Annotated in this window: 23 protein-coding genes; 9 read left to right on the top strand and 14 right to left on the bottom strand. The window is 68.9% G+C overall.

Annotation, left to right across the window (positions count from 1 at the left end; translation table 11 throughout):
• The 3 genes from ACWDUN_RS16855 to ACWDUN_RS16845 all read right to left on the bottom strand — a co-directional run bounded on the left by ACWDUN_RS16855 (position 1) and on the right by ACWDUN_RS16845 (position 5,330).
• Complete coding sequence (locus ACWDUN_RS16855; RefSeq protein WP_449930527.1) at positions 1-1,476, bottom strand: acetyl-CoA acetyltransferase; 1,476 nt, start codon at positions 1,474-1,476, stop codon at positions 1-3.
• 82 nt (positions 1,477-1,558) lie between these two features.
• On the bottom strand, positions 1,559-2,983 hold the full coding sequence (locus ACWDUN_RS16850; protein ID WP_449930525.1) for an aldehyde dehydrogenase: 1,425 nt from the start codon (positions 2,981-2,983) through the stop codon (positions 1,559-1,561).
• 4 nt (positions 2,984-2,987) lie between these two features.
• Positions 2,988-5,330: a CoA transferase gene (locus ACWDUN_RS16845; protein WP_449930523.1), complete on the bottom strand. Its 2,343-nt coding sequence runs from the start codon at positions 5,328-5,330 to the stop codon at positions 2,988-2,990.
• 84 nt (positions 5,331-5,414) lie between these two features.
• Between ACWDUN_RS16845 and ACWDUN_RS16840 the strand changes: the two genes are divergently transcribed.
• The gene (locus tag ACWDUN_RS16840; protein WP_449930521.1) at positions 5,415-6,191 is read left to right on the top strand and encodes a CPBP family intramembrane glutamic endopeptidase; all 777 of its coding nucleotides are present in this window, start codon (positions 5,415-5,417) and stop codon (positions 6,189-6,191) included.
• 3 nt (positions 6,192-6,194) lie between these two features.
• On the opposite strand, the gene ACWDUN_RS16835 is transcribed toward ACWDUN_RS16840, so the two are convergent.
• Positions 6,195-6,461 carry a helix-turn-helix domain-containing protein gene (locus ACWDUN_RS16835; RefSeq protein ID WP_449930519.1) on the bottom strand — a complete coding sequence of 89 codons (267 nt, stop codon included), beginning with the start codon at positions 6,459-6,461 and terminating at the stop codon, positions 6,195-6,197.
• Positions 6,462-6,572: 111 nt separating this feature from the next.
• Between ACWDUN_RS16835 and map the strand changes: the two genes are divergently transcribed.
• The gene (gene map, locus ACWDUN_RS16830; protein ID WP_449930675.1) at positions 6,573-7,340 is read left to right on the top strand and encodes a type I methionyl aminopeptidase; all 768 of its coding nucleotides are present in this window, start codon (positions 6,573-6,575) and stop codon (positions 7,338-7,340) included.
• A gap of 7 nt (positions 7,341-7,347) precedes the next feature.
• Here the strand turns inward: map and ACWDUN_RS16825 are convergent, their stop codons facing one another.
• Complete coding sequence (locus ACWDUN_RS16825) at positions 7,348-7,611, bottom strand: GlsB/YeaQ/YmgE family stress response membrane protein (RefSeq protein ID WP_449930517.1); 264 nt, start codon at positions 7,609-7,611, stop codon at positions 7,348-7,350.
• 107 nt (positions 7,612-7,718) lie between these two features.
• Entirely contained in the window at positions 7,719-8,747 is a 1,029-nt protein-coding gene (locus ACWDUN_RS16820; protein WP_449930515.1) for an APA family fibronectin-binding glycoprotein, read from the bottom strand.
• A gap of 322 nt (positions 8,748-9,069) precedes the next feature.
• Here ACWDUN_RS16820 and ACWDUN_RS16815 point away from each other — a divergent pair, with 322 nt between their 5' ends.
• The 3 genes from ACWDUN_RS16815 (at position 9,070) to ACWDUN_RS16805 (ending at position 12,247) form a co-directional block, all read left to right on the top strand.
• The gene (locus tag ACWDUN_RS16815; RefSeq protein ID WP_449930513.1) at positions 9,070-9,741 is read left to right on the top strand and encodes an SDR family oxidoreductase; all 672 of its coding nucleotides are present in this window, start codon (positions 9,070-9,072) and stop codon (positions 9,739-9,741) included.
• A 68-nt stretch (positions 9,742-9,809) separates the two neighbouring features.
• The gene (locus ACWDUN_RS16810; protein WP_449930511.1) at positions 9,810-10,736 is read left to right on the top strand and encodes an LLM class F420-dependent oxidoreductase; all 927 of its coding nucleotides are present in this window, start codon (positions 9,810-9,812) and stop codon (positions 10,734-10,736) included.
• Positions 10,737-10,861: 125 nt separating this feature from the next.
• On the top strand, positions 10,862-12,247 hold the full coding sequence (locus tag ACWDUN_RS16805) for an NAD(P)/FAD-dependent oxidoreductase (RefSeq protein ID WP_449930509.1): 1,386 nt from the start codon (positions 10,862-10,864) through the stop codon (positions 12,245-12,247).
• Here ACWDUN_RS16805 and ACWDUN_RS16800 read toward each other — a convergent pair.
• The 8 genes from ACWDUN_RS16800 to ACWDUN_RS16765 form a co-directional block, all read right to left on the bottom strand.
• Complete coding sequence (locus ACWDUN_RS16800; protein WP_449930507.1) at positions 12,244-12,870, bottom strand: urease accessory protein UreD; 627 nt, start codon at positions 12,868-12,870, stop codon at positions 12,244-12,246. The two genes, ACWDUN_RS16805 and ACWDUN_RS16800, sit on opposite strands and share 4 nt — an antisense overlap.
• A 5-nt stretch (positions 12,871-12,875) precedes the next feature.
• Positions 12,876-13,550, bottom strand: coding sequence for an urease accessory protein UreG (gene ureG, locus ACWDUN_RS16795; protein WP_449930505.1), 675 nt, complete (start codon positions 13,548-13,550; stop codon positions 12,876-12,878).
• A gap of 27 nt (positions 13,551-13,577) precedes the next feature.
• Positions 13,578-14,234: an urease accessory protein UreF gene (locus ACWDUN_RS16790; RefSeq protein ID WP_449930503.1), complete on the bottom strand. Its 657-nt coding sequence runs from the start codon at positions 14,232-14,234 to the stop codon at positions 13,578-13,580.
• A complete protein-coding gene (locus tag ACWDUN_RS16785; RefSeq protein ID WP_449930501.1) occupies positions 14,234-15,955 on the bottom strand; it encodes an urease subunit alpha in 1,722 nt (573 codons plus the stop codon). Before ACWDUN_RS16785 ends, ACWDUN_RS16790 begins: the two co-directional genes overlap by 1 nt.
• 34 nt (positions 15,956-15,989) lie before the next feature.
• Complete coding sequence (locus tag ACWDUN_RS16780) at positions 15,990-16,301, bottom strand: urease subunit beta (protein ID WP_449930499.1); 312 nt, start codon at positions 16,299-16,301, stop codon at positions 15,990-15,992.
• 12 nt (positions 16,302-16,313) lie between these two features.
• Entirely contained in the window at positions 16,314-16,616 is a 303-nt protein-coding gene (locus ACWDUN_RS16775; protein ID WP_449930497.1) for an urease subunit gamma, read from the bottom strand.
• Positions 16,617-16,663: 47 nt separating this feature from the next.
• The gene (locus tag ACWDUN_RS16770) at positions 16,664-17,065 is read right to left on the bottom strand and encodes a PaaI family thioesterase (RefSeq protein ID WP_449930495.1); all 402 of its coding nucleotides are present in this window, start codon (positions 17,063-17,065) and stop codon (positions 16,664-16,666) included.
• 185 nt (positions 17,066-17,250) lie between these two features.
• Positions 17,251-18,030 carry an iron reductase gene (locus ACWDUN_RS16765; protein WP_449930493.1) on the bottom strand — a complete coding sequence of 260 codons (780 nt, stop codon included), beginning with the start codon at positions 18,028-18,030 and terminating at the stop codon, positions 17,251-17,253.
• 216 nt (positions 18,031-18,246) lie between these two features.
• Between ACWDUN_RS16765 and ACWDUN_RS16760 the strand changes: the two genes are divergently transcribed.
• The 4 genes from ACWDUN_RS16760 to ACWDUN_RS16745 all read left to right on the top strand — a co-directional run bounded on the left by ACWDUN_RS16760 (position 18,247) and on the right by ACWDUN_RS16745 (position 22,688).
• The gene (locus ACWDUN_RS16760; protein ID WP_449930491.1) at positions 18,247-18,663 is read left to right on the top strand and encodes a BlaI/MecI/CopY family transcriptional regulator; all 417 of its coding nucleotides are present in this window, start codon (positions 18,247-18,249) and stop codon (positions 18,661-18,663) included.
• A 14-nt stretch (positions 18,664-18,677) separates the two neighbouring features.
• A complete protein-coding gene (locus ACWDUN_RS16755) occupies positions 18,678-19,625 on the top strand; it encodes a M56 family metallopeptidase (protein ID WP_449930489.1) in 948 nt (315 codons plus the stop codon).
• Positions 19,626-19,698: 73 nt separating this feature from the next.
• On the top strand, positions 19,699-21,153 hold the full coding sequence (gndA, locus tag ACWDUN_RS16750) for an NADP-dependent phosphogluconate dehydrogenase (protein WP_449930487.1): 1,455 nt from the start codon (positions 19,699-19,701) through the stop codon (positions 21,151-21,153).
• 98 nt (positions 21,154-21,251) lie between these two features.
• Complete coding sequence (locus tag ACWDUN_RS16745) at positions 21,252-22,688, top strand: GuaB1 family IMP dehydrogenase-related protein (protein WP_449930485.1); 1,437 nt, start codon at positions 21,252-21,254, stop codon at positions 22,686-22,688.
• The last annotated feature ends 187 nt before the right edge of the window (positions 22,689-22,875 follow it).

Genomic DNA, 22,875 nt, shown 5'->3' with positions numbered 1-22,875 from the left:
TCAGCCCAGCGTCGCCGTTCCGTCGGCGTGCACGGTGACCTTCGCGCCGGCGATGTCCTCGGCGACGCTGGCCTGCGCCTGGGAACGATCGTCGAGCACCGCCAGCGTGCGGGTGTCCGCCGGGGTGCGCACCGCCAGGAAGGCCTTCTCCGGCACACCGTCGCGGTCGAACGGCGTCGTCCAGGTCTCCACCGTCCCCACCCCGGACCACTCGACCTCCGCGGCCCGCGTCGGCTCGGCGTCCACCGCGGACTGCACGTCCTCCCAGCGGAATTCGTGGCTGGGCGGCTCGGTACCGTACACCCCGAAGCTGTGCTTGGTGAGGTAGCCGCCATTGGCGGTGATCAGCCCGCGGCTGCCCGGAGCGGCGACCAGGCGCTCCGCCATGGTCGCGATCGAGTGGGTGACGTAGTTGTTCCACGGGCCGCCGGCGAACGTCAGGCCGCCGGTGACCGTCAGCGGTCGCTGCGGGTCATCGAGGGGCAGCCCCAACTCGTTGGCCGCCACCTGCACCGCCGAGGGGAAGCAGGAGTAGACGTCGACCATGGCGATATCGCCGATACCGGTTTCGGCGAGTTCGAGCGCGCGGCGCCCACCGATCCGGATCGCCGGTGAGCCGTGGAACTCGGCGCGCTGACTGATCTCGTAGGTGTCGTGGGCGTCGGTCCCGGCGTACGGGAAAACCCAACGCTCCCTGGGAATCTGCAGGTACGTCGCCTTCTGCGCCGACATCAGGATCAACGCGGCGCCCTGGTCCACCATGTTGTTGGAGTTCATCAGCTTGGTGTAGGGCGCGCTGATCATCCGGTTCTTCGGTCCGGGCGTGGCGATCTCCTCGGCCGGCACCGCTTGCTGGTTCCAGGCGTGCGGGTTCGAGGCCGCCACGGCACTGAAGCGCGCCCACAGCTCACCGATGCGGTGTTGGTGCGCTGCCGGTGACTCCCCGGCGGCGATGCGCAGCGCCTGTTCGAACATCGGATAGACGAACGCCGGTCGGTCCAGGTGGATGCGCAGCTCACCCGGCCCGGCCAGGGCGAACTCATCCTCGGACCCGGGTGCCAGCGGCACCGACTCGTCCTGCTTGGTGCCGACCAGCTTTTCGCCTCGAGCCCGCAGCCGTGTGCGGCTGCGCCAGGTTTCACCGCCGCTGATCAGCACGACCTCGTTGCGGCCCTGCTGGATGTCCAGGCAGGCCTGGTTGACCAGTGACTGCGGGATGTTCCCGCCGATCGGGGTGTAGCAGGTCTCGGCGTCACCGGCTCCGATGCGCTGGGCCAGCAGCAGACCGGGGTCGCGGTAACGCCACGACAGCAGGTTCACGATCCGCACCGAGTCGACGGCGGCCAGCACCCGGGGATCGGCCGCCGCGCGTGCGGCGGACTCCATCAGGTCGACCGGCTCGTTCGCCGCGCTCTCCTCGCGCTGATTGACCTGGCCGTACCCGACGAGCACCGGGGTCCTGGGGTCGATGGTCATGGGTGCATTCCTCTCCACGAGCGTGCGGAAACTCTTGGCTGGGCGCGGCGTGTTGGGGTGCAGACACGCACGCTCGCCGATATCAGGCGGGGCCGACCCGGTAGATCGACTTGAGCACCTGATAGGCGGCCATTCCCTCGGGTCCGAGTTCGCGACCGAGCCCGCTGGCCTTGACCCCGCCGAACGGTGCGTTCACGTCCAGCTGGTACTCGTTGACGCCGATGGTGCCGGTGCGCACGGCCCGCGCGATATCGGTGGCCCGCTCGACGTCGGTGGACCACACGGTGCCGCCCAAGCCGAACTCGCTGTCGTTGGCGATGTCGATGGCCTCCTGCTCGGTGCCGTACGGGATGACCGTCAACACCGGGCCGAAGATCTCCTCCTGGGCGATGCGCGCCGAGTTGTCGACATCGGCGAACACCGTGGGCGAGACGAACCAGCCCTGCGGCTGATCGGCCGGAACCGAACCGCCGGCCACCAGTTTGGCCTCCGACCTGCCGATGTCGATGTAGTCGAGCACCCGGTCCTGCTGACGCTTGCTGACCAGCGGGCCGATATCGGTGGCCTTCTCCAGCGGATCGCCGACCACCAGTCCGTCGGCCAGCGCCGCGACCGCGTCGACCACCTCGGCATAGCGCGAGCGCGGCGCCAGGATGCGCGAACTCAGGTGACAGGTCTGACCGTTGTTGACGAACGATGCCGAGCGCAAACCCTTGACCGTCGCGTCCAGGTCGGCATCGTCGAGAATGATCGCCGCCGACTTGCCGCCGAGTTCCAGCGTCACCGGACGCAGCAGTTGGCCGCACACCTGCGCGATGGTGCGTCCGGCGGCGGTCGAACCGGTGAAGGCGACCTTGTCCACACCCGGATGTGCGACCAGGTGCGCCCCGGCCCCGGGTCCACCGGCGATGACGTTGAGCACGCCGGCGGGGAGACCGGCCTCCTGCGCGGCCTCGGCGAATACCAGTGCGTCCAGTGCCGTTTCGGGTGCGGCCTTGAGCACCATGGTGGCTCCGGCGGCCAACGCGGGCGCGATCTTCATCGCGGCCAGCGCCTGCGGATAGTTCCACGGCGTGATCGCGGCGACCACACCCACCGGTTCGCGGCGCACGATGGTGTGTCCGATGGCCGCCGGGCGGGTGTCCTCGTCGGCACCGGACTCGATCAGGTCCGCGTAGTAGCGCAGCAGCAGCGCGGGATAGATGCCGTTGGCGCCCTTGGACAGCCGGATCGGCATGCCGTTCTCACGCGAGCACAGGCGGTGGGTGTCCGCGCCCCGTTGTTGCAGGGCGTCGGCGAAGCGCCGCAGCACGGCGGCGCGCTCGGCAGCGGGGGTGCCTGCCCAGACCTGCAGCGCGTCGCGGGCCGCCGCGACCGCGGCGTCGACCTCGGATTGGGTTGCCGCCGAACCCAGTCCGAGTTGTTGCTCAGTGGCCGCCTCGATGACGGGGGTGGACTCTGCCGCAGTGCGGAACTCGCCACCGATGAAGATGGATGCGGTGCTCACGGGGTCACTCCTGGTGGTCGTCGGTGTATTCGAACAAGACGTCGGCGGCGATCAGCCGGTCGATCTCGACCTGGTCGAGGCCGAGCGCCCGGTGGGCGATGTCACGGGTGTGCTGCCCGGCCATCGGGGCGGGACGCAACTCACCGCGGGGAATGCGGCGATACGGAGCTGGTCCGGTTTCACTCGGCATCGGTTCGTCGAACAGCGGGTGCTTCAGCTCGGCGTATAGCGACCGGAACTGCACCTGCACATCGTCGAGCACATCGCCGGCCCGGTTCATCGGGCCGGCCGGGATGCCGGCGCGCTGCAGTTGCTCGCTCACCTCGTGCTTGTCCCGGTCGGCGGTGAAGGCCCCCAGAATGGCGGTGAGCGCGCCGGCGTCGGCGGGCAGATCGATGCCGATCAGGGATGCCAGCGTGTCCCGGTCCTTCTGGTCGCGCACCGAGATGACACACCATTCGTCCTCACCTGCGCACGGGCACACCGCATGCACCGCAGGGTCCGCGGTGACGGCCACCCCGGCCCGCGTCGCGGCCTCGCCGACATAGGCCATGGCGAGCTGATTGACCGCGACCTCGGCCTGCGAGATGTGCACATGCGCACCGGTTCCGGTGCGTTCCCGGCCGATCAGCACGGCCAGGGTGGCGATCGCGGTGATCCGGGCGGCGACGTGATCGGGGAAAATCGTGGTGGCGTCGAAGAAGTGGTCGACCTGCGCCCCCACACCGCGCCACAATCGGGTGACACCGGTGGTGGCGCGCACCAGCGGCCCGTAACCCATCCGGTCACTCCACGGCCCGGAATCCCCGAATGCACTGCTCTCGGCGAGCACCACCCGGGGATTCAGCTCGCGCAGCTTGTCATAGGAGAAGCCGAGTGCGGCAAGCGTTCCCGGTTTGAAGTTGGCGAACACCACATCGGTCCGGCTGACCAACCGTCCGAAGATCTCCGCGCCCTCCGGTGACCGCAGGTCGACCCCGAAGCTCAGTTCGTTGCGGTGGGTCAGCGCCCAGGAGGAGCTCATCGCCTGCCCCGGTGCGGTCTGGCGCAGCCCGTCGGGATAGGCGGCACTCTCCACCTTGACGACCCGTGCCCCGAGGTCGGCGAACAACCTTCCGAGTTCACCGCCGGCGACGATGACCCCGAGGTCGAGAATCCGCAGCCCGTCGAACGGCCGCCGTCCGTCCTTGCGGGGCCGTCCCAGCGGATTCGGCGCGTCGAGCCACTGCGCGGCGGCACCGTCGCACGCCGGTGCGGTCAATCCGACATGTCTGCCGTCGATGACGAACGGGCCCACGGGGACCGTCACGGACCCGCCGTCGGCGACCGGCAGCGGAGCCAGCGCGCCGACGGCGCGGAAATGATCGGAGGCCAGCGCCTCGGCCGGCGTCTGCACCGCCGCGATCGGCACGCCTCGACTCTGTCCCTGGGCGACCAGATCGTGCATCGACTCCGGCGCGAACAATGCCCCGATGGCCGCGTTGAGTTGGGCGGAGGCCGCGAAGCGGGCACCGATCGAGTCGAATTCGGGTCCGCTGAACTCCTCGGGCTCCCCCAGCCACGCCCGCATGCCACGCCATTGCCGCGCCGACAGCAGGCAGATGCGCACATACCCGTCGCGGCACCGGAAGGTCGGGTAGATCTGCTGGTTACGCGGACGTCCACGCCAGCCGCCGGTGCGCTTCAGACCCGAGGCGGCCTGTCCCTGCGACCCGAACGGCGGGTCGAGCGCCTGCACGACGGCCTCGAACCGGGAGAAGTCGATGTACTCCCCGCCGCCGTGCCGCAGTCGGTGGTAGTAGGCCGCCAGCACGGCCCACGCCGCCTGCGCTGCGGCGGTCGCCGTGGCGATGCCCGACGGTGGCAGCACCGGGGTACCGGTGGGCGGGCCCGAGCGCGACAGCGCGGTCGACATGGCGTAGAAGACGGCGTCGGTGCCCTGCCAGTCCCGGTAGGGACCGTCGACGCCGAAGTCGGTGACCGACAGCGCCACCAGGTCGGGGTGGCGCTCGGCCAGTGCCGCACAGGAGGTGCCGAACGCGCCGAGCCGGCCCGAACCGCTGTCGACCAGGATGTCGGCGCCGGTGACCAGTTCGTCGAAGCGAGCCCGGTCCGCGGCGTCCACGGGATCCAGCGCGGCGCACCGCTTGTTGGCGTTGTCCAGGATGAACGGCACGCTGGTGCCGTTCACCAGCGGCGCCGCCCGACGGTCCTCGTCGCCGCCGGGAACCTCGACGCGCAGGACGTCGGCGCCCAGATCGGCCAGTAGCCGGGTGACCGCCGCGGCGTCGGGACCGCCGAGGTCGAGTACCCGTACCCCCGCCAGCAAGGGCTGCTCGGCCGTCACCGCGTCATCCTCAGCACGACCGACACCATAGCGCGTCAGTTCGCTAACTTAGGTAGACAACCACGGCACGTACACTGACAGACGATGTCTGACGCCGGCGCGGTGGCCACACCACTGGATGCACCTGCCCATCCGCTGATAGGGCAGCTTTCGGCGTTGCACCACTTCCGGATGTACGTCGATGTGGCGATCGTGGTCGTGGTGCTGGTGGCCACCAATCTCATTGCCCATTTCACCACCCCGTGGGCCAATGTCGCGATCGTGCCGGCGGCCGCCATCGGCCTGCTGGTCATGGTGCGGTCCCGCGGACTGTGCTGGTCGGAACTGGGCCTGGGCCGCGAACAGTGGCGCGCCGGTGCCGGGTACGCCGCGGCCGCGGTCGGCATCGTGCTGGCCGTCATCGCGATCGGTGTGCTGCTGCCGTGGACCCGCCCGATGTTCATGAACAACCACTACGCGACGCTGTCGGGCGCGCTGATCGCCTCGATGGTGATCATCCCGTTGCAGACGGTGATCCCCGAGGAGATCGCCTTCCGCGGCGTCCTACACGGGGCGCTCGACCGGGCCTGGGGTTTCCGCGGGGTCGCCGCCGCGGGGTCGCTGCTGTTCGGGTTGTGGCATATCGCCAGTTCGTTCGGATTGACAAGTGGCAACGTCGGATTCAGCCGAGTCCTGGGCGGCGGTGTGTTCGGCATGGTCGTGGGTGTCGTCGGCGCCGTGATCGTGACCGGCGCCGCCGGTTTCGTCTTCACCTGGCTGCGTCGGCGCAGCGGCAGCCTGATCGCCCCCATCGCACTGCACTGGTCACTGAACGGGATGGGCGCGCTGGCGGCCGCCCTGGTGTGGCACGCCTCGACCTGAGTGCTAGCCGGTGTGTTCCAGGTCCTCGCCGAACAGGCAGATATCGGCCAACTCGTCGAGCGACAGCGGTAGCACCCGCGCCAGCGCGGCGATCGTGCCGAACGCCGGGGTGGCCAACCGGCCGGTCTCGATCTTGCGCAGCGTCTCCGGCGAGATGCCGGCCGCCTGAGCCACCGCCGCCAGCGTTCGCTCCCCGCGGGCCTGACGGAGCTGCTCCCCCAGGCGTTTACCCGCGGCGAGCTGTTCTGCGGTCAACGGAAGGCGCACCATGCGGCCAGCCTAGCGCGGCCGGTATGAAAATACCGAAAACTGGTCTAGGGTGATTCTCGCTACCGGTATTTCTATACCGATCCGAACGTCGATGAAGTGAGGCGCAACGCGATGGTGGAACTCAAGACACCGCAGGAGATCAAGGCCATGGGTGTCACCGGCGCCTTCATCGCCGAACTGCTCGACGATCTGACCGAACGGGCGCGTCCCGGCGTGAACCTGCTCGATCTGGAGCACCGGGCCAGGGACCTGATCACCCGACGCGGCGCCCAGTCCTGCTACTGGGACTACGCCCCGTCGTTCGGTCGGGGCCCGTTTCGCAACGTCATCTGCCTGTCGGTCAACGACGCGGTGCTGCACGGATTACCCCATGATCATGTGCTCGCCGACGGTGACCTGCTGACCATGGACATCGCGGTCTCGATCGACGGATGGGTGGCCGACTCGGCGCGCAGCATCATCGTCGGCACACCACGGGCGGCCGATCAGCGGCTGATCGAGGCGACCGAACGGGCGCTTGCCGCCGGGATCGCCGCCGCCCGGCCGGGCGGACGCCTCGGTGACATCTCCGCGGCGATCGGAGCCGTCGCGGCCGACTACGGCTACCGGGTCAACACCGACTTCGGCGGGCACGGACTCGGACGCACGATGCACGAGGATCCGCACGTACCGAACGTCGGACGGGCCGGTCGCGGCCTCAAGCTGAGGCCCGGCCTGACGCTGGCCCTGGAACCCTGGTTCGCCGCCGGTACCGACCGCATCGTCTACGACCCCGACGGCTGGACCATCCGGTCCGCGGATGGGTCGCGAACCGCGCACAGCGAGCACACCATCGCGATCACCGATGGTGCGCCGCTGGTTCTGACGACGTGCGCCTGAGGAGTCGCTACTTCTTGGTGGCGGCGGTGTAGCCGACGGTGAGGATGGCGGCCGCCGCTATGCTGATGATCCAGCGGATCCAGTCGATACCGCCGGTGTCGGCATTGCCCTCGTCGGCGATCAGCCCCCACAGCCAGTAGCCGATGAGGGCACCGGCCACCCCGAGCACCACGGTGATGATCCAGCCGATGGGCTGTTTGCCCGGGATGACGAGGCGCGCCAGCACGCCGATGACAGCGCCGAAGATGATGGTTCCGATGATCGAGCCCATGACAGTTCCTCCCCGGACCTGACATGGCCGACAGGCCCTGTCTCAGGCATACCGATCCCGGATAACGATCGTGCCCGCGAAACGGGCACGATCGTTCATCACCGATGTCAGGCCGGCGGCAACATCCCCGGAGCGGTGTTCGGATCGACCGGCACCGGCACACCGACGCCCGGCCGCGGCGGCGGCGCGTTCGGGTCGGGTGGCGGCGGAGGCGCATTCGGGTCCGGCGGCGGAGGCGGCGGAGGCGGGCTCCACGGCCGGATGGACTGTGCCAGCGCGACGGCGGCGGCCTTGTCCACCGGATTGTTCTGCGTGCCCAGCCACACCACGAACCACCGCTCGGGAGCACGCTGACCGCGTTGGGCGGCGGTTGCGTTCGGCGTGCCGATGACGCCGGCCCAGATCTGACCGGTCGGCTTGTTGGTGTCGGTGAACTTGACCTCGTAGTAGGAGGCGCTGCCGGTCAGGTCACCGGCGGCCAACGGAGTGGTCTCCTGCGCCAGACGAGTGCCCGGGAAGGGCATGAAGAACTCGCCCATGTCCGAGGCCAGTCGGGCGGCGGCCTTGGCGTTGTCGGCTTCCGAGCCGGCGAAGAGCTTCAGGTCCAACCTGCCGAGCAGCACGCTCGTGTCGTTCGGCGGCTGTTCGCTGCCGGCCGGCGGGATCTTGGTCAGCAGCGCCTGGCCGTACGACAGCTGCGTCGCGTCGGCGACCTTCCAGCCTTCGGGCACCACGTAGCTGAGGCCACCGGCGGCATTGTCGACGCGGCCGGGCTCGGGAGCCGGAGGGGGCGGCGCGTTCGGATCCGCCGGCGGCGCGTTCGGGTCGGCGGGTGGCGCGTTCGGGTCGGCGGGTGGCGGCGGCACACCGGGAGGCAGGGGCGGCGGCACGCCCGGGGGCAACGGAGCCGGCGGGGCACCCGGGGGAACCGGAGCGGGCGGCGCAGGCGCCGGCGGCGCACCCGGCGGTGGCACCACGGGCGGCGCGGCGGGATCGGCAGGGGCCGGAGGCGGAGGAGGCGGTGGAACCGGTTCCGCCTGCGATACCGCAACCGGAAGCGTCAGCGCCGCGGCGGCCGCAGCCAGGCCCGCGGCGAGCCGCCTGCGGTGCGGGGGATTCACGTCCGACTGATCCATGGAGAAGAAACTACCGTGTTACGGCCGTGACGCAAGTGTGAGTTGCTCTAATAGTGTTTCGCGTCGCGATAGCTGAACGCCACCAAAAGCCATGCAAACAGCCATCTTTGGCGTTGCCCACCATTTCCGCCCACGGCGGCGCCGGCCGACCGCGCACAGTGCGCGGTCGACGGGTCTCGCTGCTCTATCGCCACGGCCGACCCCTCCGTTACCGCGCATCGGCCGACACGCCCGGGATGCGGCGCGTCGGATTTCGTCACCTAGCTACTGTCCAGTAACATCGACCAGATCGCTGACTCAGCGCTGAGCCAAGGAGGGTTCGATGCACGTGCTGCTCACCGGTGGCGACACCGACCTCGGCCGCCACATCGCAGGGGGATTCCGCGACGCCGGCCACAGCATCATCATCGCCGGTTTCCGGCGTGACGATCTGGAGGTCGCCGCCAAGGAACTCGATGTCGACTTCGTCGTCTTCGACAACACCGACCCGGCCAGCCTGGAGGCTGCCCGCGGTGCGCTCCCCCAGCATCTCGACGGCATCATCAACGTTCCCGCGCCGCGCTGGGATGCCGGCGACCCGCGCACCCAGTCACTGGCGGACCGGGCGTCGGCGTGGCGCCACGCATTGGACACCACCGTGCTGTCGGCGGTGCTCACCGTGACCGTCCTGGGCGACCAGCTGAGTTCGGGCGGTTCGATCCTCAACGTGATTCCGCAGAACCCCGCCGACGGCACCGCCGACGCCGCGATCAAGGCAGCCGTGTCCAACTGGACGGCCGGCCAAGCCGCGCACTTCGGGATCCGCGGCATCACCATCAACGCGGTGGCCGCCGGCCGCGGCGCCGAGCCCGGCTACAACAGGGCGGGCACCTCCGGACCGTCGACCGCAGACGAGATCACCCGTCTTGCACTGTTTCTCACCACGCCGGCGGCCCGGCACATCACCGGCGAGACGCTGCACGTCAGCCAGGGCGCGTTGGCAAGCTTCGGCTGAATTATTCCGTGTTCACCCCGAGCTGAAACGGGGTGACCGCTCCGCTTGGGTGTGGTTTGGTGAGTTCCATGGCGATTCGACTTGGACTCCAGATCCCCAACTTCTCCTATGGCACCGGCGTTTCGGAGCTGTTCCCGACCGTCATCGCACAGGCCAAGGAAGCCGAGGACGCCGGCTTCGACTCGGTCTTCGTGATGGACCACTTCTATCAGCTGCCCGGCCTCGGCGCTCCGGAGGAGCCGATGCTGGAGGCCTACACCGCCCTCGGCGCGTTGGCGACCGCCACCGAACGGGTCCAGCTCGGCACCCTCGTCACCGGCAACACCTACCGCAATCCGACGGTGCTGACCAAGGCGATCACCACCTTGGACGTCATCAGCCAGGGTCGAGCCGTCCTCGGTATCGGCACCGGCTGGTTCGAGCTCGAGCACGACAGCCTGGGCTTCGAGTTCGGCACCTTCACCGAACGGTTCAAGAAGCTCGACGAGGCGCTGCAGATCATCCTGCCGATGCTCAAGGGTGAGCGGGTCACCGTCGACGGCGCCTACTACCGCACCAAGGAAGCCTTCGCCAATCCCCGCTTCCGCGACCACATTCCGCTGATGATCGGTGGCAGCGGCGAGAAGAAGACCATCCCGCTGGCCGCGCGACACTTCGACCATCTCAACATCATCGCCGGGTTCGACCAGTTGGCGCACAAGCTGAGCGTCGTGCGCCGGCGCTGCGAGGAGATCGACCGCGACCCGGCCACCCTGGAGACCAGCATGCTGGTGCTGGCGATGATCGGCGAGAAGTACACCGCCGAGATGATCCCCGACGATTTCAAGCAGCAGGCCGTGTTCGGGACCCCCGAGCAGATCGCCGAGCAACTCAAGGAGAAGGTCTACGACGTCGGCGTCGACGGGGTCATCCTGAGCCCGATCACGCTGGGCGGATACGTGCCCGGCGGTGTCACGGCGGTGGCCGAGGCGCTGAAACCCGTCATTTCTGGGTAGACGTGCTGTCGGAGACCGCGACCCAGGGGTGAACTCTCGGTGTGGTGCGCCATCTCACCGCGCTGGTGGGATGGCCACCCACTACCCTAGGGTTGTATTAACAAAGTACTTCGCTAGGAGCAAAGATGAGCCACCCCGGAGCTACGGCATCGGATCGGCACAAGGTCGTCATCATCGGGTCGGGCTTCGGTGGCCTGAACGCCGCACAGGCGCTCAAGCGCACCGATGTCGACATCAAGCTGATCGCGCGTACCACCCATCATCTGTTCCAGCCGCTGCTGTACCAAGTGGCCACCGGCATCATCTCCGAGGGTGAGATAGCGCCGCCGACCCGGCTGATCCTGCGCAAGCAACGCAATGCGCAGGTGCTGCTGGGCGATGTGACGCACATCAACCTGGAGCGCCAGACCGTGGAATCGGTGCTGCTGGGCCACACCTACAGCACGCCGTACGACACCCTGATCCTGGCGGCCGGTGCGGGTCAGTCCTATTTCGGCAACGACCACTTCGCGGAGTGGGCGCCCGGCATGAAGACCATCGACGACGCGCTTGAGCTGCGTGGCCGCATCCTGGGCGCCTTCGAGCAGGCCGAGCGGTCCAGCGACCCGGAGCGCCGCAAGAAGCTGCTGACCTTCGTCGTCGTCGGCGCCGGCCCGACCGGTGTCGAGATGGCCGGTCAGATCCAGGAGCTCTCGGACCAGACGCTCAAGGGCAGCTTCCGCCACATCGATCCCACCGAGGCGCATGTCATCCTGCTCGACGCCGCGCCCGCGGTGCTGCCGCCGATGGGTGAGAAGCTCGGCCTGAAGGCCAAGGAGCGCCTGGAGAAGATGGGTGTGGAGATCCAGCTCAACGCCATGGTCACCGACGTCGACCGCAACGGCATCACCGTCAAGGACTCCGACGGTAGCCTGCGGCGCATCGAATCGGCGTGCAAAGTGTGGTCGGCCGGTGTGCAGGCCAGCCCGCTGGGCAAGGACCTGGCGGCGCAGTCCGAGACCGAGGTGGACCGCGCCGGACGGGTGATCGTCAACCCGGACCTGTCGATCCCGGGTCACCCCAACGTGTTCGTGGTCGGCGACATGGCGTTCGTGCCGGGTGTGCCCGGCATGGCCCAGGGCGCCATCCAGGGCGGCAAGTATGTCGCGGCGATCGTCAAGAACGAGGCCGCGGCCCGCGCGCACGGCACCAAGCCCAAGCCGCGGGTGCCCTTCAAGTATTTCGACAAGGGCTCCATGGCCACCGTCTCGAAGTGGAACGCGGTCGCCAAGGTCGGCAAGCTGGAGTTCGGCGGTTTCATCGCCTGGCTCGCCTGGCTGGGTCTGCACCTGATCTACCTGGTCGGGTTCAAGACCAAGGTCGCCACGTTGCTGTCCTGGGCGGTGACCTTCCTGAGCCGCCAGCGCGGCCAGCTGACCATCACCGAGCAGCAGGCCTATGCGCGCACCAGGATCGAGGAGTTGCAGGAGATCGCTGCTTCGGTCCAGGAAAGCGAGCGCGCGGCCAGCTAGAGCCGCGCTCCCTGCCAGGTGGACAGCGCTCCCCCGGCAGCCAGCCGCAACACGGTGCCTGCGCCTGCGAAAGTGTCTTGTGGATAACGCAATTCGCTGACGCAGGCGCGCGGCGCAGAGATCTCGTCATCGGCCACCGACGCGGTGCCGAGTTCGACTCGATGGCGCAGCAGCGGTGTGCCGTCCACATCGGCGTGCAGGGCTGCGGTCCAATAGCCGTCGCGCTCACCGGTGCGGCCGATCTGGACGCGCTCGCGAACCCGGACCCGCCCGTCGGCACCCAGCCGCAACCGGGTGGTCGCCGAATGCCTTGAGCCGCCGGCGATCACGGTCGGTTCGGGGTCGACATCGAGATCTCCGTGCACCTCCAGATCCCAGCTGCTGCACGAATCCGGTGTCGCGGCGCCGGGTAGCACGACGGTGGCCGCCGCCGAACGCACGTGCAGCGCGGCGCCCGGCTCGACGATGATCCGCACGGCGATGCTGTCGCCACCGAGCGGGGTGGCCGCGGCCGACAACAGGTGCACGGTGTCGGTTCCGGTACGGCGGGCGGTCAACCCGCCGATGCACTCGATGTGCGGGCCGCGACCGGGCCGTGCCACCAGCAGGACATCCGACCGCATCGATGTCAGCTCATTGCCAGCTGCTCGTGCACCCACTGCAGTACCGGACCCGCGGTCGGGTCGTCGGTGAGCGAGATGAGCACGAACGGTCGGTCCCCGCGGACTTTGGCCGAATCCCGGCGCATCACATCCAGATCGGCGCCGACCATCGGTGCCAGGTCGGTCTTGTTGATCACCAACAGATCCGAGAAGGTGACACCGGGCCCACCCTTGCGGGGCACCTTGTCCCCGCCGGCCACGTCGATGACGAAGATCTGCACGTCGATCAACCCCGATGAGAAGGTCGCGGTGAGGTTGTCGCCGCCGGATTCGACCAGGATGAGGTCGAGTCTCGGGTTGGCCGCGATCAGATCGTCGATGGCGTCGAGATTGGCGGTGATGTCATCGCGGATGGCGGTGTGCGGGCAGCCGCCGGTCTGCACCGCGGTGATCCGCTCGTCGGGGAGCACCGCGTGCCGGCGCAAGAAGTCGGCGTCCTCGGTGGTGTAGATGTCGTTGGTCAACACCGCCAGCGAGAGCTCGTCACGAAGCTGACGGCACAGCGCGGCGGTCAACGCGGTCTTTCCGGAGCCGACCGGACCGCCGATCCCGATGCGTAGCGGTTCACCCGGCTGCCGCACCCGTCTGGGGCGGTCGTGGGTGTGGGTGTGCGGTTCGCCGTCGATCAGATGTGGTGGCATGTCGGGCCCTATCGGTCAGATGGATGGTCAGGAGGAGAACAGGGGCCGTTCGCGTGCGGCGTGATCCTCGGCCAGCACGTCGAGCAGCGGATCGGACAGGTCGGCGAGTCCCTCGACCGCGGCTGCGGCCGTCTGCTCGCACAGCGGCGACATCTCGAATGTCAGCGCAGCCACGTCGGCGGGATCCAGCGCCAGCAGACGCTGAGCGGCGGTGGCCGAACCGGTCATCGTGGTGTAGACGATCGACAGTGCGGTGTGTTCGGACGCAACCCCGCCGGCGATACCGACCGCGCCGGCGGCCACCGCCAGATGGGGCCTGCCCCCGAGCGGTTCCCACGGGTATTGCGGCCAGACCCGCTTGGCCAGTCGCAGCAGTCCCCGCCCCTGTGCCCGGGATGCCGCCCGGGCCGCCGGCGACGGTGTGCGAGAATCGGTTTCGGCGTCGGCCGCGGTGATCTGCAGGCGGCCGTCATGCACGGCCGCGGCCACCGACGCACTCACCAGACCCTGGGTGGCGATCCGACGTCGCAGGTACGCCCGCAGCGTCACCAGATCGTTCACCCGGCCGGTGGTGACGGCTTCCTCGATACCGCCGGAGTGCACGTGCCCGCCGGTGGGCAGCCGCGAGTCCGCCAGGGTGAGAAGCGTGGCCAGCTGGTGGGGTGACGGGTGGTCCGCAATCATCAGAACAAGAAATACCGCTGTGCCATCGGCAGTTCGGCGGCGGGCTGTTCGGTCCACACGTCACCGTCGATGCGGACGGTGAAGGTGTCCGGGTCGACCTCGATGCGCGGTGTGGCGTCGTTGAGCGGCATCTGGGCCTTGCCGACCTGCCGGACGTTGCGCACCGCCACCAGCTTTCGCCGGATGTCCAGGCGCTCGGCCAGGCCGTCCTCGACGGCGGCCGGCGCGACGAAGTGCACGGAGGTCGCGGCCGCGGCCACGGGATCGGCGCCGAACATCGGCCTGGGCAGCACCGGTTGCGGGGTCGGGATGGAGGCGTTGGCATCCCCCATCGCCGCCCACGCGATCATGCCGCCCTTGATGACCGCGTGCGGACGCACACCGAAGAAGGCCGGCTCCCACAACACCAGATCGGCCAGCTTGCCGACCTCGATTGAGCCGATCTCGCCGTCGAGGCCGTGGGCGACCGCCGGGCAGATGGTGTACTTGGCGACGTAGCGGCGCGCCCGATTGTTGTCGGCACGACCATCACCCTCGAGCGCTCCGCGGCGGCGCTTCATCACATGCGCGGTCTGCCAGGTGCGCAGCACCACCTCACCGATGCGGCCCATCGCCTGGGCATCGGACCCGATCATCGAAATGGCGCCGATATCGTGCAGCAGGTCCTCGGCGGCGATGGTCGACGGCCGGATCCGGCTCTCGGCGAAGGCCAGATCCTCGGGGATGGCCGGATTCAGGTGGTGACACACCATCAGCATGTCGAGATGCTCGTCGAGGGTGTTGACGGTGTGCGGGCGGGTCGGATTGGTGGAACTGGGCAGCACATTCGGGTGGGACGCGACGGTGATGATGTCCGGTGCGTGGCCGCCGCCGGCGCCCTCGGTGTGATAGGCGTGGATCGACCGGCCCTTGATCGCGGCCAGGGTGTCCTCGACGAACGCCATCTCGTTGAGGGTGTCGGTGTGGATATTGGCCTGCACCCCGGCGGCATCGGCCACCGTCAGGCAGGCGTCGATGGCGGCCGGGGTGCTGCCCCAGTCCTCGTGCAGCTTGAAACCGGCTGCCCCGCCGCGCAGTTGTTCCCACAACGACTCGGCGCTGACGGTGTTGCCCTTGCCCAACAGCGCGATGTTCAGCGGCCAGGAGTCCAGCGCCTCCAGCATTCGGGCCAGGTGCCAGGAGCCCGGCGTCACGGTGGTGGCCTTGCTGCCCTCGGCCGGGCCGGTGCCGCCGGCGACGATCGTGGTGATTCCCCCGCCGAGCGCCTCTTCCATGATCTGCGGGCAGATCAGGTGGACGTGGCAGTCGATGGCGCCGGCGGTGACGATGCGATTGTTGCCGGCGATGATCTCGGTGGACGGGCCCACCACGAGGTCCGGGTGCACACCGGACATGATGTCCGGATTACCGGCCTTGCCGATCGCCACGATGCGGCCGTCTCGGATCCCGATGTCGGCCTTGATGATTCCCCAGTAATCGATGATGACCGCACCGGTGATCACCGTGTCGGGGGCACCGTCGGCACGCGTCGCCCGCGACTGACCCATCGATTCGCGCAAGACCTTGCCACCGCCGAAGACGGCCTCGTCACCGGCCAGACCCGGCCCGCCACTGCGATCCTCGGTGATCTCGACGACCAGATCGGTATCGGCCAGCCGGATCCGGTCGCCCACGGTGGGTCCGTACAGCGCGGCATAGTGGTCACGGGAGAGTGCGGTCACTGCACAACCAATCTGTTCTTCGCGCAGGCGCTCATCACGCGTCCAATCTGCCGGGCGGATCGAGCGATAGTCCGTGGACTTCGCGGGTGCCGCGCAGCGGGACCAGCGAAACCTGCTGAGCGATGCCGGGTTCGAAGCGGACGGCGGTGCCGGCGGGGATGTCGAGGCGATGGCCGTGCGCGGCGGCGCGATCGAAGTCCAGCGCTCCGTTGGCCTGCGGCAGATGCACGTGGCTGCCGACCTGGACGGGCCGGTCCCCGCTGTTGACCACCGGCAGCGTCAGCCGCGCCACACCGGTGTTGAGTTCGACATCGCCGTCGCCGTAAAGGATTTCACCAGGAATCACGAGACCGGCTCCTCACGGGATCGGGTGGTGGACGGTGACGAGTTTCGTCCCGTCCGGGAAGGTGGCCTCGACCTGGACGTCGTCGAGCATCTCCGGGATCCCGTCCATCACCTGCTCGCGGGTCAGCACCTCGCGTCCGCTGACCATCAGCTCGGCGACGGTGCGGCCGTCGCGGGCACCCTCGAGGATGTGATCGGTGATCAGGGCAACGGCCTCGGGATGATTCAGGCGCAGGCCGCGCTGCTGCCGACGGCGCGCGAGGTCGGCGGCATAGGAGATCAGTAGCCGTTCCTGTTCATGCGGCGTTAATCGCATAGTGCGCGATCCTGCCACGCCAGGCGCAAATCAGCAGCGCTCGCGGATCATTCGGCGATGTTCTGCAACCGGACTTGACCGCGTGCGACAGTTTTGCCGTCCTCGTCGGTGATGGTGATCAGCCACAGCTGCTGGCGACGTCCGCGGTGGATGGGTGTCGACACCGCGGTCACCGTGCCCGCTCTGATGGCACGCAGGAAGTCGGTGTTGTTGTTCACCCCGACGACCGTGCCGCCACCGTTCTCGGCGAGCCAGACGTGCCCGGACACGCTGGCCAGGCTCTCCACGATGGCGCAGTACACCCCGCCGTGCACGATGCCCCACGGCTGTTTGACCTTGTCGGTGATGACGAGCTGGGCGCGTCCACCGTCGGGTGTCACCTCCAGGTACTGCAGTCCCAGTTCACTGTCGAAGCCGGCGCCGAGGCCGGGCGGCACGTTGGATGTCACGGATTCAGTGTCTACACCGTCGCCCTCGGCGCGGCGGACTCACCCGACTCGATACCGCAGAAATGCGGAAGGGCCCCACGCTGTCCGCGTGGGGCCCTTCCTTCGAGTGGACCGGGGGTCTCTGCAGCCCTCAGGACTCCGGCTCGGTCCGTTAGCCTCGCACCAATAGGATAGGCAAGGCTGCCCTAATTAAGCAAGGCCTTCCCCATGGCGAGTCTGCCGGCGCCGCGCACCGGCAGGCCGAATCCGACCAGGGCGTCCAGGATCGCCTGACCGCGGCACATGCTGGTCAGCTCACTGGACCCGGCCAGCAGCGGAACCTGGGTGGACGCGCCGACGACGGCGGCACCCACGATGTTCCACATGGCGGCGATCGAGATCGCGCCGCCACTGACCTCGAAGAGCTTGGCGAACAGCGGGGCCAGCGCACGATGACTGCGGTGGGCCACCCAGGTGGTCAACGCCGCCTCGCTGGGCAGCGCGACGATCCCGTCGCGAGTGGTGCGCACCGCGCCGACGGTCGAGCGCTGCGCCAGATGCGGATCGTCCGGCAGCGCCCGCAGTGTCGGGTCGACGACGCCGACCCAGTCGATCGCGCCCTCGGAGTCCACGTGGACCCACAGGTTCTCCAGTCCGGTGTCCCAGGCCCGCCCCTCCAGGGCCACCAGCGGCACAACCCGTCCGACCACCACGTGCGACAGCGTCGCCGCCAACTGCTGGGCCACCGCGGCCCGGCTGTCGGTCTCGGCCACCGCCGCGTCGAACATGCACCGCAGGCGATCGGTGGTCAGCACCTCCATCAACGGCCACCACCGCCGCCGGGACAGATCACCCATCACGGCCACGCCGTACACCCGCGGGCACTCCGGATACAGCTCACGCAGTCGGCGGCTGGACTCATGCAGCGGCAGCGCCCGCCGAATCGACATGCGTGCGATCAGTGGATCGTCGACCACGACCGTCATCAGCACCTCCTTCTTCGGTTAGGTTAGCCTTACTATAGTCACGGACGCCAACCGGACCAGTACCTGTGACTGGACTCACAGATACGCGGAAAACGGGCTGTGACCGGCGCAGGAGGGGCGCAGACCAGGCGAACGACCTGGCACGACGAATGGATACGACGCACGGTAGTAACCGCGTAGTACCCTGTTTTCATTGCTCAGGAGAGTGAACGAAACATGGCTAAGTTGACGCGACTCGGGGAACTCGAGCGCGAGGTGATGGACCACCTCTGGACCTCACGCGAACCACAGACGGTGCGCCAGGTCCATGAGGCGCTGTCCGCACGCCGCGACCTCGCCTACACCACGATCATGACGGTGCTGCAACGCCTGGCGAAGAAGCACCTCGTCGTCCAGCACCGTGACGACCGCGCGCACCGGTACGCCCCGACCCACGGACGCGACGAGCTGGTGGCCGGATTGATGGTCGACGCGCTGGACCAGGCCGCCGACTCCGGAAGCCGGGAAGCCGCGCTCGTCCATTTCGTGGAACGCGTCGGTGCCGGCGAGGCCGCCGCGCTGCGTCGTGCCCTGGCCGAACTCGAGGCCAAGCACGGACCGGTCACACCGACTGGTAATTCCGGTACCGACTGAGAGACACTGACGGCGTGTCCGCGCTGGCCTTCTCCATCGTCGCGCTGGTGCTTGTCGGTCCGGTACCTGCGCTGCTGGCCCGTGCCTCCTGGCCGTTACGAGCTCCCCGCGCGGCGATCGTGCTGTGGCAGGCCATCGCGCTGGCCGCCGTCCTCTCGGCATTCTCCGCGGGCATCGCGATCGCCAGCCGGTTGTTCGTCGTGGGTCCCGACGGACGTCCGACCGCCACGTTGACCAGCGAGATCGCGGTCCTGGGCTGGCCGGTGTGGACCCTGTACGTGGTCGTGTTCGCCCTGACCCTGCTGATCGGCGCGCGCCTCATCGTCGCCGTCATCCAGGTCGCCGTCGCCACCCGGCGCCGCCGCGCGCACCACCGCATGGTCGTCGACCTGGTGGGCAGATGCCGCGATCAGGTACGCACCCCGGCGCGACGCCCGGCCGGTCTGCGCATCCTGGACGTGGCCCAGCCGATGGCCTACTGCCTGCCCGGTGTCCGCAGCCGCGTCGTCGTCAGCGAGGGCACCCTGACCTCCCTGTCGGAGAGCGAGGTCTCGGCGATCCTCACCCACGAGCGCGCCCATCTGCGCGCCCGCCACGATCTGGTGCTGGAGATGTTCACCGCCGTACACGCGGCCTTCCCGCGCTTCGTCCGCAGCGGCAGCGCCCTCGACGCGGTGCGCCTGCTCATCGAACTGCTCGCCGATGACGCCGCCGTCCGGGTCGCCGGGCCCGCACCCCTGGCCCGCGCCCTGGTCGCCTGCGCCGGCGGGCGCACCCCGTCGGGCGCGCTGGCCGCCGGTGGTCCGACAACCGTGGTCCGGGTGGAGCGCCTGTGCGGCAAGGGCAATAGTCTTGCCCTGTCCGTGGCGGCCTACCTGGCGGCCGCGGCCATCCTGATCGTCCCCACCGTGGCGGTGGCACTGCCATGGCTGACCGAGCTGCACCGCCTGTTCAGCAGCTAGCGGATAACCGCCGGCCCCGGCGGCGATGTACCCAGTACGACGACACCTTCGGACCAACGCGAAAGGCTTCCGCATGACCAACTCGGGCAACACCGGTAAGGCACAGATCGGAGTCACGGGCCTGGCGGTCATGGGATCCAATATCGCCCGCAACTTCGCCCGGCACGGCTACACCGTCGCGCTGCACAACCGCTCGATCGCCAAGACCGATGCCCTGCTGGCCGAGCACGGCTCCGACGGCAACTTCATCCGCAGCGAGACGATCGCCGAGTTCCTGGATGCGCTGGAGAAGCCGCGCCGGGTGCTGATCATGGTCAAGGCCGGTGACCCCACCGACGCCGTCATCAACGAGCTCGCCGACGCCATGGAGGAAGGCGACATCATCATCGATGGTGGCAACGCGCTCTACACCGACACCATCCGCCGCGAGAAGGCCATCCGCGAGCGTGGACTGCACTTCGTCGGCGCCGGCATCTCCGGCGGCGAGGAGGGCGCGCTCAACGGCCCCTCGATCATGCCGGGCGGGCCGGCCGAGTCCTACGTGTCCCTGGGCCCGCTGCTGGAGGAGATCTCCGCGCACGTCGACGGCGTGCCCTGCTGCACCCACATCGGCCCCGACGGTGCCGGGCACTTCGTGAAGATGGTGCACAACGGCATCGAATACTCCGATATGCAGCTCATCGGTGAGGCCTACCAGCTGCTGCGCGACGGGCTCGGGCTGGCCGCCGCCGATATCGCCGACGTGTTCGCCGAATGGAACAAGGGCGACCTGGACAGCTACCTCATCGAGATCACCGCCGAGGTGCTCAAGCAGGTCGACGCCAAGACCGGCAAGCCGCTGGTGGATCTGATCCTGGACGAGGCCGAGCAGAAGGGCACCGGCCGCTGGACGGTCAAGTCCGCACTGGACCTGGGTGTGCCGGTGACCGGCATCGCCGAGGCCGTCTTCGCCCGCGCGCTGTCCGGCTCGGTCGCCCAGCGTCAGGCCACCACCGGACTGGCCTCGGGTGACCTGGGTCAGAAGCCGAGCGACGCAGCGCAATTCACCGAGGACATCCGCCAGGCGCTGTACGCCTCGAAGATCATCGCCTACGCGCAGGGCTTCAACCAGATCCAGGCCGGCAGCAACGAGTACGGCTGGGACATCACCCCCGGCGACATGGCGCGGATCTGGCGCGGCGGCTGCATCATCCGAGCCAAGTTCCTCAACCGGATCACCGACGCCTTCGACAACAACGCCGACCTGCCGACGCTGATCGTCGACCCGTACTTCCGCGACGCCATCGAGGCCGCCATCGACAGCTGGCGGCGCGTCGTGGTCAAGGCCACCGAGCTGGGCATCCCGATCCCCGGCTTCAGCTCGGCGCTGTCCTACTACGACGGACTGCGGACCGAGCGGCTGCCGGCGGCGCTGACCCAGGGACTGCGCGACTTCTTCGGCGCACACACCTACGGCCGTATCGACGCCGACCGCGGCAAGCGGTTCCACACCCTGTGGAGCGGTGAGCGCAACGAGATCGAGGCCTAGCTTCTCTCCGCGAGCAGTCGCAAAACTGCACTTTTCGGCCTGTTCTGAGCAGTTTTGCGTCTGCTCGGCGGGGAAGTGACTGGCACTAGACTCGAGGTATGCGTTTCCTCGATGGCCACCGGCCGCCGTACGACCTGACCTACAACGACGTCTTCATCGTCCCCGGTCGCTCGGAGGCGGCATCGCGCTTCGACGTGGACCTGTCCACCGTCGACGGCTCGGGCACCACGATCCCCGTGGTGGTGGCCAACATGACCGCCGTCGCCGGGCGCCGGATGGCCGAGACGGTGGCCCGCCGCGGCGGCATCGTCGTACTCCCGCAGGACCTGCCGCTGTCGGCGGTCCAGCACACCGTGGACTTCGTCAAGAGCCGCGACCTGGTGGCCGACACCCCCGTCCAACTGGCCCCCGACGATTCGGTGTCCGATGCGCTGGCGCTGATCCACAAGCGGGCCCACGGCGCGGCCGTCGTGGTGTTCGAGGGCCGCCCGATCGGCGTGGTCACCGAGGCCGGATGCGCCGGTGTGGACCGGTTCGCCCGCGTCCGTGATGTCGCCGCAGGCGATTTCGTCACCGCCCCGGCCGGCACCGATCCGCGCAAGGTGTTCGACCTGCTGGAGCACGCACCGGTCGACATGGCGGTGCTGACCGACGCCAACGGCGAACTCGCCGGTGTGCTGACCCGCACCGCGGCCGTGCGGGCCGGGATCTACTCCCCCGCCGTCGACGCGAAAGGCCGGTTGCGCATCGCCGCGGCGGTCGGCATCAACGGCGATGTCGGCGCCAAGGCCCGCGGCCTGGCCGAGGCCGGCGTCGACCTGATCGTCATCGACACCGCCCACGGGCATCAGGCCAAGATGCTGGACGCGGTGGCCGCGGTGGCGTCGTCGGACCTGGGGCTGCCACTGGCCGCCGGCAACGTCGTCTCCGCCGAGGGCACCCGCGACCTGATCAACGCGGGCGCCTCCATCGTCAAGGTGGGGGTGGGCCCCGGCGCCATGTGCACCACCCGCATGATGACCGGCGTCGGCCGCCCGCAGTTCTCCGCCGTCGTCGAATGCGCCTCGGCGGCAAGCGAACTCGGCGGACACGTCTGGGCCGACGGCGGCGTGCGGCATCCCCGCGATGTGGCACTGGCCCTGGCGGCCGGGGCGTCCAACGTGATGATCGGCTCGTGGTTCGCCGGCACCTACGAATCCCCCGGCGACCTGCTGCGCGATCGCGACGGCCGGCCCTTCAAGGAGAGCTACGGGATGGCGTCCAAGCGCGCGGTCGCCGCCCGCACCGCCGGCGACGGCGCCTTCGACCGCGCCCGCAAGGCACTGTTCGAGGAGGGGATCTCCAGTTCGCGGATGAGCCTGGACCCGGCGCGCGGCGGTGTCGAGGATCTGCTGGACCACATCACCTCCGGGGTGCGCAGCACCTGCACCTATGTCGGTGCGACCACCCTGCCCGAACTGCACGACAAGGTGATCCTGGGAGTGCAGTCGGCCGCCGGATTCGCCGAGGGCCATCCGCTGCCGACCGGTTGGTGATGTCCACCCGCCGGATGCGGGCGGCTACCATATAACGATTCCGTCGCCACTGATCGCTGCGACAACGTCGCCTATCGACAGAGAGGGACCCCGTGCCACAGGCACCCGTGGACGCTCACGGTTCTCAGGTGGGCTCGGGGATTCCCGGTGGCACACCGCTGTGCGAACCGTGCGACGCCGAACCGTC

The organism is Mycobacterium sp. NPDC003323, from assembly GCF_053589535.1.
This window is presented reverse-complemented; position numbering and strand designations above follow the sequence as displayed.

Bases quoted from the DNA above. Each gene is read 5' to 3' on its own strand.
- ACWDUN_RS16855 (WP_449930527.1), bottom strand. From the start codon at position 1,476: ATGACCATCGACCCCAGGACCCCGGTGCTCGTCGGGTACGGCCAGGTC.
- ACWDUN_RS16840 (WP_449930521.1), top strand. From the start codon at position 5,415: ATGTCTGACGCCGGCGCGGTGGCCACACCACTGGATGCACCTGCCCAT.
- ACWDUN_RS16835 (WP_449930519.1), bottom strand. From the start codon at position 6,461: ATGGTGCGCCTTCCGTTGACCGCAGAACAGCTCGCCGCGGGTAAACGC.
- map (WP_449930675.1), top strand. From the start codon at position 6,573: ATGGTGGAACTCAAGACACCGCAGGAGATCAAGGCCATGGGTGTCACC.
- ACWDUN_RS16825 (WP_449930517.1), bottom strand. From the start codon at position 7,611: ATGGGCTCGATCATCGGAACCATCATCTTCGGCGCTGTCATCGGCGTG.
- ACWDUN_RS16820 (WP_449930515.1), bottom strand. From the start codon at position 8,747: ATGGATCAGTCGGACGTGAATCCCCCGCACCGCAGGCGGCTCGCCGCG.
- ACWDUN_RS16815 (WP_449930513.1), top strand. From the start codon at position 9,070: ATGCACGTGCTGCTCACCGGTGGCGACACCGACCTCGGCCGCCACATC.
- ACWDUN_RS16810 (WP_449930511.1), top strand. From the start codon at position 9,810: ATGGCGATTCGACTTGGACTCCAGATCCCCAACTTCTCCTATGGCACC.
- ACWDUN_RS16805 (WP_449930509.1), top strand. From the start codon at position 10,862: ATGAGCCACCCCGGAGCTACGGCATCGGATCGGCACAAGGTCGTCATC.
- ACWDUN_RS16800 (WP_449930507.1), bottom strand. From the start codon at position 12,870: ATGCGGTCGGATGTCCTGCTGGTGGCACGGCCCGGTCGCGGCCCGCAC.
- ureG (WP_449930505.1), bottom strand. From the start codon at position 13,550: ATGCCACCACATCTGATCGACGGCGAACCGCACACCCACACCCACGAC.
- ACWDUN_RS16790 (WP_449930503.1), bottom strand. From the start codon at position 14,234: ATGATTGCGGACCACCCGTCACCCCACCAGCTGGCCACGCTTCTCACC.
- ACWDUN_RS16775 (WP_449930497.1), bottom strand. From the start codon at position 16,616: ATGCGATTAACGCCGCATGAACAGGAACGGCTACTGATCTCCTATGCC.
- ACWDUN_RS16765 (WP_449930493.1), bottom strand. From the start codon at position 18,030: ATGACGGTCGTGGTCGACGATCCACTGATCGCACGCATGTCGATTCGG.
- ACWDUN_RS16760 (WP_449930491.1), top strand. From the start codon at position 18,247: ATGGCTAAGTTGACGCGACTCGGGGAACTCGAGCGCGAGGTGATGGAC.
- gndA (WP_449930487.1), top strand. From the start codon at position 19,699: ATGACCAACTCGGGCAACACCGGTAAGGCACAGATCGGAGTCACGGGC.
- ACWDUN_RS16745 (WP_449930485.1), top strand. From the start codon at position 21,252: ATGCGTTTCCTCGATGGCCACCGGCCGCCGTACGACCTGACCTACAAC.